Annotated in this window: 16 protein-coding genes; 8 read left to right on the top strand and 8 right to left on the bottom strand. The window is 51.7% G+C overall.

What is annotated here, in order from left to right; all coding sequences use genetic code 11:
- Nucleotides 1-55: 55 nt before the first annotated feature.
- The 4 genes from ACMGGM_RS01680 to ACMGGM_RS01665 form a co-directional block, all read right to left on the bottom strand.
- Complete coding sequence (locus ACMGGM_RS01680; RefSeq protein ID WP_063943112.1) at nucleotides 56-1,747, bottom strand: methyl-accepting chemotaxis protein; 1,692 nt, start codon at nucleotides 1,745-1,747, stop codon at nucleotides 56-58.
- Between the two features lie 160 nt (nucleotides 1,748-1,907).
- Nucleotides 1,908-3,026, bottom strand: a complete 1,119-nt coding sequence (locus tag ACMGGM_RS01675) for an S-(hydroxymethyl)glutathione dehydrogenase/class III alcohol dehydrogenase (protein ID WP_014883778.1) — start codon at nucleotides 3,024-3,026, stop codon at nucleotides 1,908-1,910.
- 30 nt (nucleotides 3,027-3,056) lie between these two features.
- Nucleotides 3,057-3,332 (bottom strand): metal/formaldehyde-sensitive transcriptional repressor, encoded by a 276-nt coding sequence (locus ACMGGM_RS01670; RefSeq protein ID WP_003857256.1) that lies wholly within the window; start codon nucleotides 3,330-3,332, stop codon nucleotides 3,057-3,059.
- A 187-nt stretch (nucleotides 3,333-3,519) separates the two neighbouring features.
- A complete protein-coding gene (locus tag ACMGGM_RS01665; protein ID WP_059373413.1) occupies nucleotides 3,520-4,062 on the bottom strand; it encodes a cytochrome b in 543 nt (180 codons plus the stop codon).
- Between the two features lie 168 nt (nucleotides 4,063-4,230).
- Here ACMGGM_RS01665 and ACMGGM_RS01660 point away from each other — a divergent pair, with 168 nt between their 5' ends.
- Genes ACMGGM_RS01660 through ACMGGM_RS01640 form a run of 5 tightly spaced genes read left to right on the top strand, consistent with a single transcriptional unit; the run spans nucleotide 4,231 to nucleotide 8,373 of the window.
- Complete coding sequence (locus ACMGGM_RS01660) at nucleotides 4,231-4,869, top strand: thermostable hemolysin (RefSeq protein ID WP_230688497.1); 639 nt, start codon at nucleotides 4,231-4,233, stop codon at nucleotides 4,867-4,869.
- Entirely contained in the window at nucleotides 4,859-6,301 is a 1,443-nt protein-coding gene (locus tag ACMGGM_RS01655; protein WP_063434415.1) for an AMP-binding protein, read from the top strand. Before ACMGGM_RS01660 ends, ACMGGM_RS01655 begins: the two co-directional genes overlap by 11 nt.
- Entirely contained in the window at nucleotides 6,298-6,963 is a 666-nt protein-coding gene (locus ACMGGM_RS01650) for a TenA family transcriptional regulator (protein WP_063434416.1), read from the top strand. Before ACMGGM_RS01655 ends, ACMGGM_RS01650 begins: the two co-directional genes overlap by 4 nt.
- Nucleotides 6,950-7,756, top strand: coding sequence for an SDR family oxidoreductase (locus tag ACMGGM_RS01645; RefSeq protein WP_032636602.1), 807 nt, complete (start codon nucleotides 6,950-6,952; stop codon nucleotides 7,754-7,756). The genes ACMGGM_RS01650 and ACMGGM_RS01645 overlap by 14 nt, the downstream gene beginning before the upstream one ends.
- Nucleotides 7,753-8,373 carry a tetratricopeptide repeat protein gene (locus ACMGGM_RS01640; protein WP_047625446.1) on the top strand — a complete coding sequence of 207 codons (621 nt, stop codon included), beginning with the start codon at nucleotides 7,753-7,755 and terminating at the stop codon, nucleotides 8,371-8,373. The genes ACMGGM_RS01645 and ACMGGM_RS01640 overlap by 4 nt, the downstream gene beginning before the upstream one ends.
- Nucleotides 8,374-8,682: 309 nt before the next feature.
- Here ACMGGM_RS01640 and ACMGGM_RS01635 read toward each other — a convergent pair whose 3' ends face one another.
- Complete coding sequence (locus ACMGGM_RS01635; RefSeq protein WP_045134058.1) at nucleotides 8,683-9,639, bottom strand: LysR family transcriptional regulator; 957 nt, start codon at nucleotides 9,637-9,639, stop codon at nucleotides 8,683-8,685.
- An 89-nt stretch (nucleotides 9,640-9,728) separates the two neighbouring features.
- Here ACMGGM_RS01635 and ACMGGM_RS01630 point away from each other — a divergent pair, with 89 nt between their 5' ends.
- Nucleotides 9,729-10,205: a GNAT family N-acetyltransferase gene (locus tag ACMGGM_RS01630; RefSeq protein ID WP_045134059.1), complete on the top strand. Its 477-nt coding sequence runs from the start codon at nucleotides 9,729-9,731 to the stop codon at nucleotides 10,203-10,205.
- A 135-nt stretch (nucleotides 10,206-10,340) separates the two neighbouring features.
- A complete protein-coding gene (locus tag ACMGGM_RS01625) occupies nucleotides 10,341-10,613 on the top strand; it encodes a DUF883 family protein (protein ID WP_014883773.1) in 273 nt (90 codons plus the stop codon).
- A 25-nt stretch (nucleotides 10,614-10,638) separates the two neighbouring features.
- On the opposite strand, the gene ACMGGM_RS01620 is transcribed toward ACMGGM_RS01625, so the two are convergent.
- Entirely contained in the window at nucleotides 10,639-12,102 is a 1,464-nt protein-coding gene (locus tag ACMGGM_RS01620; RefSeq protein ID WP_063434417.1) for an EAL domain-containing protein, read from the bottom strand.
- 287 nt (nucleotides 12,103-12,389) lie between these two features.
- Between ACMGGM_RS01620 and ACMGGM_RS01615 the strand changes: the two genes are divergently transcribed.
- The gene (locus tag ACMGGM_RS01615) at nucleotides 12,390-13,274 is read left to right on the top strand and encodes a hypothetical protein (RefSeq protein ID WP_032629235.1); all 885 of its coding nucleotides are present in this window, start codon (nucleotides 12,390-12,392) and stop codon (nucleotides 13,272-13,274) included.
- A 35-nt stretch (nucleotides 13,275-13,309) separates the two neighbouring features.
- Here ACMGGM_RS01615 and ACMGGM_RS01610 read toward each other — a convergent pair whose 3' ends face one another.
- Complete coding sequence (locus tag ACMGGM_RS01610; protein ID WP_014883770.1) at nucleotides 13,310-14,485, bottom strand: HlyD family type I secretion periplasmic adaptor subunit; 1,176 nt, start codon at nucleotides 14,483-14,485, stop codon at nucleotides 13,310-13,312.
- Nucleotides 14,482-16,662 (bottom strand): type I secretion system permease/ATPase, encoded by a 2,181-nt coding sequence (locus tag ACMGGM_RS01605; RefSeq protein ID WP_014883769.1) that lies wholly within the window; start codon nucleotides 16,660-16,662, stop codon nucleotides 14,482-14,484. Before ACMGGM_RS01605 ends, ACMGGM_RS01610 begins: the two co-directional genes overlap by 4 nt.
- Nucleotides 16,663-16,732 lie beyond the last annotated feature (70 nt).

Genomic DNA, 16,732 nt, shown 5'->3' with positions numbered 1-16,732 from the left:
GTAGGTCGATTTTGTAGGTCGGGTAAGCGAAGCGCCCCCCGACACTGCTGGCGACTCAGAACGTCTCCCAGTTATCTCCGGAAACCGTCGCCGCCGGGCGCAACGGCGCGTTCTTCGCCACTGGCACAGACGTCACCGCGCGGCCAGGCTTCGCGCCGCTTAAACGAAACGCCCCCACAGCCTCGGTCAGACGTGCGCCCTGTTCTTCCAGGGATGCCGCGGCTGCGGATGCTTCTTCCACCAGCGAGGCGTTCTGCTGGGTCACTTTATCCATCTCCGAAATCGCCTGGCTGACCTGCACAATACCGCGGCTCTGCTCATCCGATGCGGCGGCAATTTCCAGCATGATGTCGGTCACGCGCTTAACCGCGTCGACGATTTCATTCATGGTGTTACCCGCAGCCACCACCTCACCCGACCCCTGATCGATAAGGGAAACCGACTCATTGATCAGGCTTTCGATCTCTTTTGCCGCGTTGGCGCTACGGCTTGCCAGCGTACGCACTTCACTGGCTACCACCGCAAATCCACGCCCCTGTTCACCCGCGCGCGCCGCTTCTACCGCCGCGTTCAGTGCCAGAATATTGGTCTGGAAAGCAATGCTGTTAATCACGGCGGTAATCTCAGAGATCTTCTTCGAACTGCTGGAGATGTTGCCCATCGTTTTGACCACGCCGGAGACCATCTGGCCGCCACGGCTGGCTTTTCCGGAGGCATCTTCCGCCAGCTTGCTGGCATGATGCGCGTTATCTGCGTTCTGTTTCACCGTGGCGGTTAACTGTTCCATGCTCGCGGCGGTCTGCTCAATGGCCGCGGCCTGCTGCTCGGTGCGCGAAGAGAGGTCAGTATTACCGGCAGAAATCTCGCTGGTTCCGCGATAGATCTCCTCCGCGCCCTGACGCACGGTGCCAACCGTTGTTTCGAGGGAGTGCTGCATGGTTTGCAGATCGCGCGTCAGACGGCCAATTTCGCTGCGTCCGGCCACATCGTCCGGCATCGTCAGGTCACCTTTTGCAATATTCTCGATACGTTTCGCAGCACGCTGTAGCGGATGAATGACCGTGCGGCGCAGCACAACGAAGGTCATCGCGGTCAATACCAGCGCCAGCACAAACGCGCCCACCATAAACATCAGCCCCAGCTGCGTGCGGCTGTGCGCCTGCGCCGTTAGCGCATTGGCACGGTCGGTGCGGATCTTAATCGCCTTCAGCAGCACGGCATTGTAAGCGTCATCCAGCGGGCGCGCGGTTTCATTTTCGTGGTTGATGATAGCTTCGAACATGCCGTTTTTGGCAAATTTGACCATCGGCTGCATGCCCACGATATAGGCGTCGTAGCGCGCTTTAAGGTCAGCATCCAGCGCTTCGTCTTCAGCGGTACGCACGGAGCGATTCATATACGCGTTAAAGCTATCCTGGGACTGCTTGATACGCGTTTCCGCCTCGCTGATGTTCTGCTTCATCGCATCCATCTCTGCGATACGGCTTGCCGCGCCGGCGTGGATCAGATTGATACGCGCGGTGCGCAGATGGTTTGAGCTGTTCGACAGCCCCATACGCACCTGAATCTCTGATGTGACATCCTGCAGATCGTTATCGGCCTGCAGCAGGAAATATCCCGCCAGACCCGAGCTCAAGGCAAACAGCAAAATAATGCCACCGAGAATGGAGGAAAACAGCGGAACCAGCCTGATGTGATGCAAGAAGCCCAGCTTACGCTGCGCCTGCATCGAAGTAGTGTTGTCCATGACCGTCGACTCTCTTATAGGTAAGATGCGTAAAAACACGCCTGTTAGATAGTCATCGGCACGGCAGAGATTTAGATTACGGCTAAAAACGCCGCACTGGTCACACTTTAGAGAAGATTATTAAAGAAATGCCAGCGGCTAAAAACCGCTGGCAGAAGAGTTACTTGTCGCCGAAATGAATAACCGTACGGATAGATTTTCCGTCGTGCATCAGATCAAACGCTTCGTTGATCTGCTCCAGCGGCAAACGGTGAGTAATGAACGGATCGAGCTGAATCTTACCGACCATAGCATCTTCAACCATCCCCGGAAGCTGGGTACGGCCCTTCACGCCGCCAAACGCGGAGCCGCGCCACACGCGTCCGGTGACCAGCTGGAATGGACGGGTTTTAATCTCCTGACCCGCGCCGGCCACACCAATAATGATGCTCTCGCCCCAGCCTTTGTGGCAGCATTCCAGCGCGGAACGCATGACGTTAACGTTGCCGATACACTCAAAGCTGAAGTCCACGCCGCCGTCGGTCATCTCAACAATGACATCCTGAATCGGTTTTTCGTGATCTTTCGGGTTAACGAAATCGGTCGCGCCCATTTCACCCGCCAGTTTGAATTTCTCCGGGTTAGTGTCGACCGCAATAATACGCCCGGCCTTCGCCTGCACCGCGCCCTGAATCACCGCCAGACCAATGCCGCCGAGACCGAACACCGCCACGGTATCGCCCTCTTTGACTTTTGCCGTGTTATGGACCGCGCCAATGCCGGTAGTCACGCCGCAGCCCAGCAGGCAGACTTTATCCAGCGGCGCCTGCGGGTTCACCTTCGCCAGAGAGATCTCCGCGCAAACGGTATACTCGCTGAAGGTGCTGGTGCCCATGTAGTGGTAAATCGGCTCGCCGTTATAAGAGAAACGGGTCGTCCCGTCCGGCATCAGCCCTTTGCCCTGCGTGGCGCGAACAGCCTGGCAGAGGTTGGTCTTGCCGGATTTACAGAACTTACACTCGCCGCATTCCGCCGTGTACAGCGGGATAACGTGATCGCCAGGCTTCAGGCTGGTCACGCCCTCGCCCACCTCCACCACGATCCCGCCGCCTTCGTGTCCCAGTACCGCCGGGAAAACACCTTCCGGATCGTCGCCGGACAGCGTGAACGCATCGGTATGGCAAACGCCGGTATGGGTAATTTTGATCAGCACTTCGCCTTTTTTCGGTGGTGCGACGTCGATTTCAACGATTTTCAGCGGCTGGCCGGGGCCAAATGCAACAGCAGCGCGAGATTTCATAGGTCTTCCCTTTTTGTCAGGTGTGTGGGTTTATTTTAGATAAGAGCGCAGCAAATGGCCGACTTCTGCCATGCGCACGGCTCGCTGATCCGGCGTTGTCTCTCCCGTCACCAGCTCATCTTTGAGATGAATTTCTACCATTTCGCCCATCAGGCCATTGGCAGCACCGCGCACGGCGGCAATTTGCTGCAGGATAGCCAGACAGGGATCGCCCGACTCCAGTGCGCGTTCAAGGGCATCGACCTGGCCCCGAATGCGACGGACGCGAGTAAGAATACGTTTTTTATCTTCGGGTGAATGCGGCATACGCCCTCCTGATACTATAGGGGGGTATGGTATCAATGAAATCAACTTTCTGTAAACATGAAGTTTTATAGGGTTATTGCATGGGTTTATGCGATATGGGTAAAAGACAATATTATGACAAATGACGAATCAGGATGAGTGCTCCTCGGTATGCGAAATAACTACCACAACAAGGCGTTCTTAAAACTTATTTATGTCGATGTATTATCGGCAACATTCTCACCAGCGTGTTATCACGAACGAAGTAATGATGAAATAATGCGGCCAGAGCATGGAAACCGACAAGAAAATACCCGGCATTTGCAATAAACTCATGCACTTCTTTGAGGGTATGCTGTGCATCTGTATTAAGATAGGTGGCTATAGGCATTTTTATTCCAAAAAAGGACCATTCAATCTGCCCAAAGTAAAGCGATGCAATCCCCAGCAACGGTAACAGGAGAAACATTAAATACAACAATCCGTGTATTATTTTTGACGCCACAATTTGCCAGCGTGGTGGTGGTGGTATAATTTCAGGGTCGCGATGTGTCATTTTCAGGACAACCCGGATAATCATTAGCAACATAACGCTAAAGCCCGCAGTATAGTGCACTATCGCCATAGTTACACGGATCGGGCTACCCTTAACCGCCAGCCCTTTTAACTCCATAGCTGCATAGGCGATAATAATGGCTGCAAATACAAGCCAGTGCAATGCGATCTGACTGCTGGCGTAATTTCTGTTCATTGCTCAATCCTTTTTTTCGAGTATACGCCAGTATGTGTTGTTTATTCTTAAGAATACCTTAATTTCATTCACGACTTACAACATAAGAAAAAAACCTTTCTTAAGGTTGTCATAATATTAATCGCTCATATTGAAGAGACTCATATGAGAGGTCTCATGATGCGAATAATGCCCCCCTACACTCTTAAATGGCTTCACGGTGAACACGAACAGAATGATATTTCAGCGTTAATCCGTGAAAACTATCAGCAGGTTTATCAGGCTTCGATTTCCCGTTGCATGCCATGGCTTATTGGCCTTTATGATGCAAATGGTGAACTTAAGGCTGCCAGTGGCGTACATATCGCCTCTCAGGGATCTCTTTATCTGGAAAAATATCTCGATAGCCCCATTGAGGTAACGCTTTCGTCACGGCTGTCGCAATCTGTTTCTCGCGCCGCAATTGTCGAAATTGGAAATTTTGCAGCGAGGGATGGTGCAAGTGCACGAATCATGTTTGCAGCGCTCTGCCAGGTCCTTACTGAGTATCAATTTTCATGGATCGTGTTTACCGGTACGAAAAAAATTCGCAATACCTTTCATCGACTTAATTTGAATCCCATCCTCATCATGCCGGCCAATCCCGCTCGCCTTGGGAATGATGCACATGAATGGGGAAAATACTATCAATATGACCCACAAATTATGGCCGGTGAACTGGCTGGCGGTCATTCTGCGCTAACTCAGGGCAGTCTATTGATGAAGTTAATAAACACTTTACCCGAGGCTCCATGGACTAATCTGTCGGGAGAACATCATGTTTCTTAACGCACTGAAACAGCAAGCTCTTCAATACCCTGATCAAACTGCTCTTAGGGGTGAAACAACGTTATGGAGCTGGAAGCAATATTTAGAGGCAGTCGTAAACGCCGCATCGTTGCTCCACGCCCTGGGGATTAGAAGGCTGGCGCTTGAGCTTGATAATAGTCCGGAGTGGGCCATTATCGATCTTGCCTGTATATCTGTCGGGATCGTCATTGTACCCATTCCTCCCTTTTTCTCGGAAACGCAAAAAGAATGGGTGCGTGCTTCAGCGTCGATTGATGCGCAAATTGGTGGTGAGAGTATGTCTGGATGGCACAGACATGATTTCCCATTCGGTAAGCTGCAGGTTAGACAGTTAACTGCCCCAACGTCGTTGCCTGTGGGAACATCCAAGATTACCTTTACCTCGGGAACCACCGGTGAACCTAAAGGCGTGTGCCTCAGTCAGAAGGGAATGTTATGGACCGCGCAAACACTCGCTACCGCTCTGCGTCCAATCGCACCGGAGAAACATCTTGTCAGCCTGCCGCTCAGCATTCTGCTCGAGAATTTGTGCGGAATCTATATCCCATTATTAATGGGTGCAGAAACAGTGATATTACCCACGGCCCAGACAGGCTTTGAGGGTTCAAGTCAATTTAACCCCAAACGTTTTTTACAGGCCTTAGTGACATGGCAACCTGAAAGCCTGGTTCTTGTACCTGAAATATTACGGGTGTTAGTCCATCTGCATCAGGTGGCACCTGAAAGTACACGTTCTCTGCGGTTTGTTGCCGTGGGTGGCGGGAAAATTCCGACGCCGTTAATGGAACTGGCAGCAAATGCAGGCTTACCCGTTTTTGAAGGCTATGGGTTATCAGAGTGCGGTTCTGTTGTCGCTCTTAATTTGCCTGGTTCTTCCAAAAAGAGCAGCGTTGGCAAACCTCTGCCAGGTATAAACGTTACCGTTGATCCCTTACAGCAACTACACGTAACGAGTCCAGCCAATGCCCTGGGGTATCTCGGGGAGGAATCACAAAATACAACGGTTCCTACTGGCGACCTTGCAAGCGTTGATGATGATGGATTTATTCATATTATTGGCCGTTTAAAAAACGTTCAGATAAACGCATACGGTCGCAATTTTTCTCCAGAATGGCCTGAAGCAGAAGCGATGGCATGCCCTGCTGTGCGCCGTGTAGTCATTTTTGGTGATGGTTTAACACGTAACGTTGCGCTTGTTGATGCTTTTGAAGGACAAAAGGAGCTGGCGCGTCAACAGTTAATGCGTATCTCCGCGCATCTTCCAGACTACGCGCAATTTCACCGATTGCTGTTTACGTCCGAAATATCTTCTGCCGAAATGATTACCGCAAATGGTCGCCCTAAACGAAGCGCCATCTGGCAGTCCCTGAAACATATTATTCTCACCTGCAGCCAGGAGGAAGACGCATGAGCTTTTATCAGGAATTACAGAATCAGACCGCTGTAGAACGTCAACGTTTACTTAATTCACCTGTTATTGCGCGTTGCCAGACAGGCGATATCTCGGCGGAGATGTATATCGCGTTTTTGACACAGGCTTATTATCACGTCAGTCATACCGTCCCGCTACTAATGTGTGCTGGCAGCTGCCTTCCTGCCTCTCACGAAGCCGTACGTGGCGCAATCGCTGAATATATTGATGAGGAATATGGGCATCAGGAGTGGATCCTCAATGATATTCGCGCATGTGGGGGGAATTCTGAGGCGGTAAGAAATGGTATGCCGGGCCTGCCCATCGAAATGATGATCGCTTACCTCTACTACCGAATTGAGCGGGTAAATCCGATGAGCATATTTGGCATGGTGCTCGTGCTGGAAGGCACTAGTGTGTCAATTGCAACAGCTGTTGCGGCTCAGCTGGAAAATACTCTGGGGCTGCCTGAGCAGGCAACCACCTACCTGCGTTCTCACGGAGAACTCGATCAGGGCCATCTGCAATTCTTTGCGTCCCTCATGGATTCAATCACTGACAAGAGCGATCAGGAGGCCATCATCCACACGGCTCGTCGTATTTATCATCTCTACGGACAGATGCTTGACCAACTGGGAGATAACGCCCATGAATCTGCTTAATAAAACCGTTCTGCTCACCGGTGCCAGCGGAGGAATCGGTCAGGCGCTGGCGCGAGAGCTGGCGCATAAAGGCGCGAGACTCTATCTCGTAGGGCGTAATGAAAAGGCAATGTCGCTTTTAAAGAATGCCATTCCTCACCCGGAGCGACACAATATCGCCCTAATGCGCAGCTATTCCGACGAAGAGATATTAGGGCTGGCGAACAGCCTGTCTCAGAATGGTGGGTTGGACATTCTCATCAATAACGCAGGAAGCAGTCGCTTTGCATTGCTTGAACAGCAATCATTCGACGATATTCGTGAACAGATCCGAACCAATATCGAGATTCCTGCCCTTCTGACCCGGGCCTTGCTGGATAAAATGAACAGACCTGGCATCGTGCTTAATATTGGTTCAATTTTTGGGGAAATAGGGCATCCGGCGTGGAGTGTATACAGCGCAACCAAGGCTGCGACACACCGTTTTTCCGAAGCACTTGGTCGGGAATTGCAGGGAAGCGGTATTACCGTTTTGTATGCCGCTCCACGCGCAACAAAAACCACGCTCAACAGCGAACAGGTTTACGCCCTTAACCAAAAACTCGGTAATAACAACGATTCGCCGATTTATGTCGCATCCCAGCTTGCACGGCTTCTTGAAACGGAGCAGAAACGGTATCGCTTTGGAATTATGGAGCGTCTGTTCGTCAAAATTAATGCCTGGTTTCCTCACGTCGTCGACGGAGCATTAGCAAAAAAATTACCTGTCATTCAGGAATTCGCCAGAAAATCGTTAAAAGGAGAACACAAATGAGAAAACTGTATGCTCTATTTCTTGTTGCAGCAGTTCCGACTGTAGCACTGGCGGACACCCCCCTCGAGGAATTACAACACGATTGGTCTGTGTGCCAGTATCAAACTCTGGAAGCCAAAAAAGAGAACTGCTTTAGTTCACTTAGTCAGAAAGCGCATCAGGCAAGTCAGATGAAAAACAACACAAGCGCACCACTGTTAATTTGGTCTGCAATCATTGATAGCAGCTGGGCTGGCGCAAAAGGTGGTCTGGGAGCATTGAGCCTTGTTAAACAAGCCCGCACTAACCTGGAGAAAGCGATTGAAATTGAACCTAACGCGCTTCAGGGATCAGCCTGGACAAGCCTGGGGGCTCTTTATTATCAGGTTCCCGGCTGGCCGATCGGTTTTGGTGATAAAGACAAAGCTGATGAAATGTTGAAAAAAGCGCTGGCCATCAACCCTGACGGTATAGACCCTAACTATTTCTACGGCGATTACCTTCTAAAAGAGAAAAGAACGGATGAAGCCAGGCGTTTTCTAACCAAAGCACTGAAAGCACCGGCTCGCCCAGGGCGCGAAATCGCTGACAACGGACGCCGTCGTGATATTGAAAGGGATTTGCAAAGCATTCCATAAAACACTTTCGCAGAAAATTACTGGATGCCGTTCGATAATTGACGTCAGAACGGCATACCAGCGACTAACATTCTTTCCGAAACAGGGTCATGTCAATATCAAGAACGCCTCTCTCATTCCTAATCAAATCCTGCGAAACCCTGTTACAAATAAAAATCGCAAGATCGGTCAGGATCCTGCCCGACCGCGCAGGCAAGGACGATACGCTGTCGGGCGTCACACTGGCTCGCTGGATACGATCTCCAACATCAATTTTGTCCACGAGGTGCCGGAACATGCGCTGCAAACGGATATCTATCTGCCGTTAAATTAAGACGAATGACTTCCCCCGCCATCGGCTGAACGTCTTACCGCCTGCGCCAGTTTATGCAGCTCCTCCTTAAGCCAGCGGGTCGCACCCCGCTGGCCGCTGCGTTTATGCGAGTAAATTTTCACTTCAAACGCGCGGATTGAAAACGGTAAAGCAAATATCCTGAGATCCGCAGCCGCGACCAGCTTCTCAGCCGCAAACCGCGGGATTGCCATCAGCAGATCGCTTTGTGCAACGATAAACGGGGCGCTGAGCATCGACGGCGTTTTGATCGCTATGTGCCGGGTATAGCCCAACTGCTCAAGCCGCAGATCCAGAACCCCTTGTTTCTCATTCCAGGGCGTGACCACCAGATGTCGGGCCGCGAGATAATCCTCCAGCGTCAGCCGTGTCCGGCTGGCGTTACTGATGACCACATACTCATCTTCGAACCAGCCTATCTCCTCCAGTTCCGGATGACGAATATCCTCCGAGGTACTGAACCCGAGCGCCAGATCCACTTCCCCGGCTAATAGCTCCGTCAGCGCCGGGCTGTGGGGCAAATAACGCAATTCAAAACGCAAACCAGGGGCAGCATGCTGCAAGGTGTGCATCAGGGTCGGAAAAACGCAAAGCGCGGTAAAATCCGTAATCGCAATGTGTAAGCCCTCGGTACTGCTGGGGGCGTCAAACTCCGGCTGCGGGGTCAGCTCATGATTCAGAAATGACAGTGCGGAAGCGATGGAAGGTGCGAGCTGAGCAGCATACACGCTGGGGGACATACGATGCCCTTCCCGGAAAAAGAGCGGATCGTTCAGCGTCGCGCGCAGACGCGAAAGCGCATGGCTCAGTGCCGATGTGCTCATCGCCAGCTCATCGGCTGCCAGACGAACAGAACGATGGCGGTAAATCGCGTCGAAAACGGGCAGCAGGTTTAAATCAAGACGTCGTAAAGCCGGATGCATAATATTCATCATTTGTTGATTTCATTGCACTTAATTCTTCGGACAATACTCCGTATGCTTAACGCCATCAATCGCGAAACAGACAAAAAGCAGGAATAACAATGAGCATTATCCTTCGTCAGGCCCGTCCCGAAGATGCCGCGGCCATTTACGCCATGATCTACGAGCTGGCAGTCTATGAAAAAGCGCCGGAAGAAGTGGTTACCACGCCAGAGGAGATCCGTGAAACGCTCTTTGGCGCGGGAAGTAACACCGAAGCGTTGATCGCTGAGTATGAAGGCGACATCATCGGCTATGCCGTGTTCTTCACCAGCTATTCAACCTGGCTCGGACGCAACGGGATCTATATGGAAGACCTGTACGTTTCCCCGGAGTATCGCGGTAAAGGCGCGGGAAGAGCGTTACTGAAACATATCGCGCAACTCGCGGTAAAGCGGCAGTGTGGTCGCCTGGAATGGAGCGTTCTGGACTGGAACCAGCCCGCCATTGATTTTTACCTGAGCATTGGCGCGCTGCCGCAGTCTGAATGGGTGCGCTATCGCCTTGATGGCGACGCGCTGCTGAGTTTTGCCGAATAACAGCGTCTCTCTGTGCGAGTCCTTTCGCACAGAGATATATCCGAAAACAGCCCTGCCAGGTGCCGAAATTAACCTTTCGTCTCTCATATCTGCAAAGAGCGGCTATCCTTTAATTATCAACACAAGGAGGCAAAGATGTCTGATTTCGGTACTGATAAAAACACCCAGTTTGCTGAAGATAAAGCAAAAAATAAGCTCGATGAAATTGCAGGTTCTGCACAGCAGCAGTTTGGTGAATTCGTCGATTCACCAAAGCACCAGGTAAAAGGCGCGGCTAAAAAATATGCCGCGCAGGCCAGCGATGCGGTTTCTGATGTAACAGAAGCGGTCAGAAATAACCCGCTAACCGGCCTTATCGCCGCCGGTGCCGTCGGTATTGTTCTCGGCCTGCTACTGGGTCGTAAATAATCAAGGCCCTTCGGGGCTTTATTTTTTAGCTAAACTGTCTTACCATGCGATCTAATTCCTCCTCCTTCACAGCCCGTGAGAGATAATATCCCTGAAAGTTTTTCACGCCCAGTTCGACTAATTTTTCAAATTTCTCTTCACTGTCCACCCCTTCAGCAATGCAGTCCGTTCCGGTCATGTCGCTGTATATCTGAATCGCTTTAATCAGATTATAATCGTTGTCGTTCGCCACAAAATGCTCGACGATGTCGCGGTCCAGTTTCAACCCGTCAAAATGCACCTGCCTGACAGGAAACATGGTGTGATGGTTAGAGAAGCAGTCATCCAGAAACAGTCTGCACCCGGTATTACGCAGATGCCGCATGGTTTCAGGGATCTTCTTGTCTTTGGTCACATCGATATCTTCTGCAAATTCAAAGACAAGCTTTTCCGCCCACTGGGGTTTGAGCAACATGCCGATGGCTTTCCGGGCCATCTCCGGCAACGCTTTCCCGGAAGCGAGACGAGGCGGAATATTGACTGAAAAATAGAATTTCCCATTATATTTATTAATCCCGGACACGGCAGCGTGGATCACCAGGGCCGTTATTTTTAACCATATCTCGTGATTTGAAATGTCATTAAGAAAAAAGGCTGGCTTGACTATTTTGCCGTTTTTATTCCAGCGGATCAGTATCTCAAAGCCCACCCCTTTTTTGTCGCGATCGGTAATGATCTGGTAGGCCGGGAAGATTTCCCTTTTCACCAGAGCATTAAAAATATCTGCTTCTTTATCCGTGAATTCTGCTTTAAGACGATGGTTTTTGTGACTTCTTTCCGCTTTGAAGTTATGCGGATCGTTTAACCATCGTTTAATATAATGTAACTTCTGCACACCTTCCTTACGATGGGTATAAACCGTTTTATTAGAAAGCCCTAGCTTTTCGCACAGATCTTTTACGGACATACCGCGGTAGAAATTTAATAAAACGTCAATTTCTCTTCTTGTTAGCCATTTCAGATTTTCCTGCGGAGAATACCCCAGACAGTGATCGCGTAATAATCGCGAGTGGTCTTTAAACCCCTTATTATGGGTGTGGAAGCAGTTGATGACATCAGAAACGCTGGCGATCCGAATCAGTGATAATTGATGGCTGTTATGTAAAAGGCTACCCAGAGTGCGATATAACCAGCTGTCAGGTATATCACTATAAAGGGTCACGCATCGGATAACAGGCAATGCATTCAAAACGGATGCCAGTCGCGTCAGACTTTCCAGCAGAGTGACAATCCCTTTACCCGGAAATACAACAATGTGAGCATGTTGATTATTAAGGATATTTTCCCTATCCCGTTGGCAGACATCATCTCCCTCAAAGTGGATATGCGAAGCGTCTATGCCGTACTTTTTCAGGAGCAAAGCATACCCCTGGAAGGTAAAACCGCAGGTTGAGATGACAAACCGCCGATCGTCGCGAGCAACATTTCTGTGAGAAATTTTGTGGGTCATAACCTGCTCCTGGGCACAAAATCGCCATTCTTATTATGAATACGGAATATGTAATACAGCTGGTGTATAGAATAATTTTACAGTACGCCATCAGGTTAAGATACTGTTATCAACGTTCCGCAACGGAACATCTTTGCGTTAATCACTCTCTCTTCTGTCGACAAATGTAAATATATCTTTCTTTTCAAATAACGACGGCAAAACACTGTTTCTCAGGTATAATGAAAATTCCGAAAAAGAAGACTGGATACTTCATCTATCGGTTCATCAAACACGAGAAAAATGCTATGGATAATCACATCTCATCCAGGGCCTTGCTACATCGACGGGATGTTATAAAGAGCAACCCACGATTTGGTGAGGCAATATTAGAGCACTACACAATTAATGACACCATCTATAAAAAACAACCTTTGTTCTACAAGACAATGCTTCAGGAAGCGCGGTTCAACATTATTCTCGCTATGTGTTGTTTTATATTTGGCAATCAGGCCGAGTCAGTATCTGAGATTAAAGAGCTATGCTCCCGCTATAAAATAGCCAGCCCTAATAGTGTGATTGCGATCATTACTCTTCTCAGAACCACGGGACGCATCAGGACCTGGCGCTGTACGGATGACCGTCGTAAAACACGAATAGCCCCGACCGAAAAAGGATTGAGTGAACTTAAACGCTATATGTCCGGTGCATTTTTGCCCGTCAGCATTCTTTATCCGACGTTTAATATTGATGTAAACCTGCTGGATAATGACACATTGAGAAATAATTTTTTCCGCCGCGCAGCGGAATATCTCTTCCGGGGATTAACCTTCAGGAAAGTGTTACCCGAGGTAGGATTATTTATCGATAAAGATGGCGGACGCATGATTATGCTTTATCTTTATCTGCAGGCCATAAAAAACAAATCTGCTCATGGTGCAGTTATTGATTATTCAGCCAGCACGCTCGCGAAAGAATTCTTTGTTTCGCGGATCCACGTCAACCGGATTATCAAAACAGCGCAAGAGGCAGGATATCTGAAAGATCGCGGTGACGGTCGCCTGTCGGTGTATCCGGCTTTTCTCGAACTGGTCGAAAACTATGCCGGACTCTATTTCGCGTATGTCACCCATTACATTAACGTGGTACCGAAAGAACGACGCCACCCCAACAACGTCACATTAACGGTATAATAAAAATGGCGTTCGGTTCCCCGAACGCCCTGCCCTTATCTCTCCCGCAGCGCTTCTTTCGCTTTGTTGAGCGGCTTCAACAGATAATCAAGAATGGTTTTACTGCCGGTTTTGATATCCACCGTCGCAATCATCCCCGGAAAGACCGGAAATTCCTTACCTTGCTTATTGGTCAGATGGTTACTGTCGGTGCGGATATAAACGCGGTAGTAGTAAACATCCCTTTTCACCTCATCCTGCAAAGTATCCGGTGAAATCATGGTCACTTCCCCTTCCAGCCCACCGTAAATGGAGTAGTCATAGGCCGTCACTTTTACCAGCGCTTTCTGGCCGGGATGGATAAATGCCACGTCGCGCGGGGAGATTTTTGCCTCAACCACCATCTGATCGTCCAGCGGCACCAGGCTCATCAGCTTGCCATTCGGCGGAATAACGCCTCCCACGGTCGTCACGTCAATATCCTTCACGATGCCACGCACCGGCGCATTGAAGGTCAGCCGGGTCAGGGAATCCTCACGTCCTTTCATCACCGAACGCTGAGCTTCAATTTCCGCGTTGGCTTTTGCCAGTTCTTCACGGGCGCGAACGTAATACTGGTTTTTCATCTCGGTGATTTTATTCTCAAGCTCATTTTTTTGACGCTCAAGACGTAACACCTCCACCTTGCTGGCCGCCCCCTGGGTCACCAGCGGACGGGTTAACGACAGTTCACGCTGCACCAGTTCAGCCCCCTGACGCAGGCCGGCCAGCCCTTTTTCCAGGCTTTCGCGACGGGACTGATAGAGCGCCGTCTCTTGTTTGACCAGTTCAACGTCGTCATCCAGTTCTTCGGGAAAAATCAGCGCCGTGTCGTTGACCTCGGCCTTCAGGCGCGCCGCCGTTGCCAGCGCGGCATTCAGACGGGACTCACTCTCCAGCACGCTGGACTCGGTTTTTGTCCGGTCTAACTGCGCAAGCTGCTGACCGCGTTCGACAATGTCGCCTTCGCGCACCATCAGGCTGTGAATAATGCCCCCTTCCAGGGACTGAATCACCTGCTCATGCGAAGACGGAATCACCTTGCCGCTGCCGGTGGTGACTTCATCAAGCTCGAACAGGCTCGCCCAGGCGAGAAATACCGCCAGCAGGGCGAACAGCGCCCATGCCACCAGCGACGACCTCGGCAGGCGTGGCTCTTTCAGACGGCTATTAAAACGGGTTAAATCATTCATGCCACACCCTCCTCTGCAACCGCCGCCGCTTTCATGGTCACGGTGCGCTGCGCGGCTTTTGGCGTCGCCATACCGTGCTGATGCAGGATCGCGTCGCGCGGGCCGTCCATCACCACCTTGCCGTTTTCCAGCACAATGATGCGGTCAACCAGGTCCAGAATTGGCAGACGGTGGGTGGCCACCACCAGCGTCCGGCGCTTGCCCAGCCACTGGTGAAGATGCTGAATAAACTGCTTCTCGCTCACTTCATCCAGCCAGGCGGTAGGCTCATCCAGCAGCAGAATCGTCGGAGAAGTGATCAGCGCGCGCGCCAGCAGCAGCGCCTGACGCTGCCCGCCGGACAGCCCCGTGCCGCCTTCATTGATAAGGGTGTTCAGCCCCATTTTCTGCTTGCGCACAAACTCCAGCGCGCCGCTGTTCACCAGCGCCTGATGAATTTCTTCGTCAGTCGCCAGTGGGTTACCCATCAGGATATTGTCCCGCACGGAGCCAAAGAACAGCCGCGCCTGCTGGCTGAGCAACTGCATGTCGCGACGCAGATCGGCCGGGTCCAGATGGTTAAGCGCGATATCGTCCAGCAGGATGCTGCCCTGCTGCGGCTCCTGCATGCCCGCCAGAAGTTGCAGCAGCGTGCTTTTGCCGGAGCCATTTCGGCCAAGCACCGCCACGCGCTCCCCGGCACGGATCTGTAGCTTGCTGATGTTAAGCACGCTGAGTTTCTCTTCTTCATCGTAGTAAAACCCGACGTCCTCCAGAACGTAGTCGCCGCGCAGATGGGCTTTATGCACCTTCTTCCCGTGCTGCGGATCGTCAATCGGTCGCTGCATCAGGTCGTCCAGCCCCTTACGGGCCACTTTTGCCGACTGCCAGCGGGAGAGCACGCCTGAGATCTGCGACAGCGGCGCGATGGTGCGCGACGCCAGAATCGAGGTTCCTACCAGCGCACCGGTGGTCATATCCCCGCTGATCACCAGATAACAGCCCACCAGCAGGACTACCGCATAGACGATAGACTGCACTTCCTGGGTCCAGGTCAGCAGCAGGCCCGTCAGCCAGCGCTGCTTCATGCCGACGCTGGCGGCGACATCGTTGGTGTTATTCCACTGGTTCTGGAAACGCTGTTCGGCGCGCATCAGCTTGATGTCCTCAATGCCCTGTACCGCCTCCACCAGCGTGGCGTTACGGATCGCGGATTCGCGCATCCCCTCGCTGGAGAGTTTGCCCAGCGGACGCTGCACCAGCAGGCCCGGAATCAGCAACAGCGGCACGGCGAGAAGCACCACCAGCACCAGCGGGCCGCCGATCATCCACAGAATAAAGACGAACAGCAGGAAGAACGGCAGATCGGAGATCGCCGCAATGGTGGTGGAGGTGATGAGTTCACGCACCGACTCCAGCTCGCGGATCTGCGCAATAAACGAACCTGTTGATTTGGAGCGTGCGCCATTTTTAATCCGCAGCGCGTGGGCAAACACACGCTCTGAAATGCGCAGGTCGGCGCGTTTCCCCACCACGTCAGATATATGCACGCGCAGCATGCGCATGACGAATTCGAAGACAATGGCAATCATGACGCCGCCAAACAGCACCCACAGCGTGGCTTCTGATTGCGACGGTACTACCCTGTCGTACACCTGCATGGAAAAGACCATGCCAGAGAGAGCCAGTACGTTAGCCACCAGCGCCACCAGCATAATGTCGCTGTAGCGTCGCCAGTCTTTCAGCGCCAGCTGCCAGAACCAGTTTTTCTCATACGGTTTAATGTAATCGTCCACGCGGGCATCCGGTGTGGACTCCAGCGGGCGCAGCACCAGCAGGGTTTTTAACCGTGTCCCGAGCGCTTCCAGCGTCAGCGTCGTCTCCAGGCCACCGTCTCCGCTAAACTGCAGGCTGACGTTGCCTTCGTTGTCCATGCGGGTAATCACTGCGATTTGTCCGCCGGTGAACTCCGCCAGCAGCGGTAAACGCCACGGATCGAGAGAGACCGCTTCCGCCGCCACTACACGCATCCCCAGCCCTAGCTGGCGCGCCATCTCCTCCAGCACCAGCTGGCGCGGAGACTGACTTTCATGGTTAATCGTGACCCGAACATGTTCCGCGGAAAAGTCCAGCCGATAGTGCTTCGCGATGATCAGCATGCCCTGCAGCCAGGGTTCGTACTGTGGATGTGTCTTCATAATCTCCGGGTTAACGCTATTCGTGTATAGAAATGCCAAAAGGCCGCGGGGATCGCTCCCCGCGGCAGGG

The organism is Enterobacter sp. BNK-14 (assembly GCF_047456095.1).
In the GTDB taxonomy this organism is placed as follows: Bacteria; Pseudomonadota; Gammaproteobacteria; order Enterobacterales; family Enterobacteriaceae; genus Enterobacter; species Enterobacter kobei.
This window is presented reverse-complemented; position numbering and strand designations above follow the sequence as displayed.

Bases quoted from the DNA above. Each gene is read 5' to 3' on its own strand.
- ACMGGM_RS01630 (WP_045134059.1), top strand. From the start codon at position 9,729: ATGAGCATTATCCTTCGTCAGGCCCGTCCCGAAGATGCCGCGGCCATT.
- ACMGGM_RS01655 (WP_063434415.1), top strand. From the start codon at position 4,859: ATGTTTCTTAACGCACTGAAACAGCAAGCTCTTCAATACCCTGATCAA.
- ACMGGM_RS01645 (WP_032636602.1), top strand. From the start codon at position 6,950: ATGAATCTGCTTAATAAAACCGTTCTGCTCACCGGTGCCAGCGGAGGA.
- ACMGGM_RS01660 (WP_230688497.1), top strand. From the start codon at position 4,231: ATGCCCCCCTACACTCTTAAATGGCTTCACGGTGAACACGAACAGAAT.
- ACMGGM_RS01650 (WP_063434416.1), top strand. From the start codon at position 6,298: ATGAGCTTTTATCAGGAATTACAGAATCAGACCGCTGTAGAACGTCAA.
- ACMGGM_RS01625 (WP_014883773.1), top strand. From the start codon at position 10,341: ATGTCTGATTTCGGTACTGATAAAAACACCCAGTTTGCTGAAGATAAA.
- ACMGGM_RS01675 (WP_014883778.1), bottom strand. From the start codon at position 3,026: ATGAAATCTCGCGCTGCTGTTGCATTTGGCCCCGGCCAGCCGCTGAAA.
- ACMGGM_RS01670 (WP_003857256.1), bottom strand. From the start codon at position 3,332: ATGCCGCATTCACCCGAAGATAAAAAACGTATTCTTACTCGCGTCCGT.
- ACMGGM_RS01610 (WP_014883770.1), bottom strand. From the start codon at position 14,485: ATGAATGATTTAACCCGTTTTAATAGCCGTCTGAAAGAGCCACGCCTG.
- ACMGGM_RS01605 (WP_014883769.1), bottom strand. From the start codon at position 16,662: ATGAAGACACATCCACAGTACGAACCCTGGCTGCAGGGCATGCTGATC.
- ACMGGM_RS01640 (WP_047625446.1), top strand. From the start codon at position 7,753: ATGAGAAAACTGTATGCTCTATTTCTTGTTGCAGCAGTTCCGACTGTA.
- ACMGGM_RS01680 (WP_063943112.1), bottom strand. From the start codon at position 1,747: ATGGACAACACTACTTCGATGCAGGCGCAGCGTAAGCTGGGCTTCTTG.
- ACMGGM_RS01635 (WP_045134058.1), bottom strand. From the start codon at position 9,639: ATGATGAATATTATGCATCCGGCTTTACGACGTCTTGATTTAAACCTG.
- ACMGGM_RS01620 (WP_063434417.1), bottom strand. From the start codon at position 12,102: ATGACCCACAAAATTTCTCACAGAAATGTTGCTCGCGACGATCGGCGG.
- ACMGGM_RS01615 (WP_032629235.1), top strand. From the start codon at position 12,390: ATGGATAATCACATCTCATCCAGGGCCTTGCTACATCGACGGGATGTT.
- ACMGGM_RS01665 (WP_059373413.1), bottom strand. From the start codon at position 4,062: ATGAACAGAAATTACGCCAGCAGTCAGATCGCATTGCACTGGCTTGTA.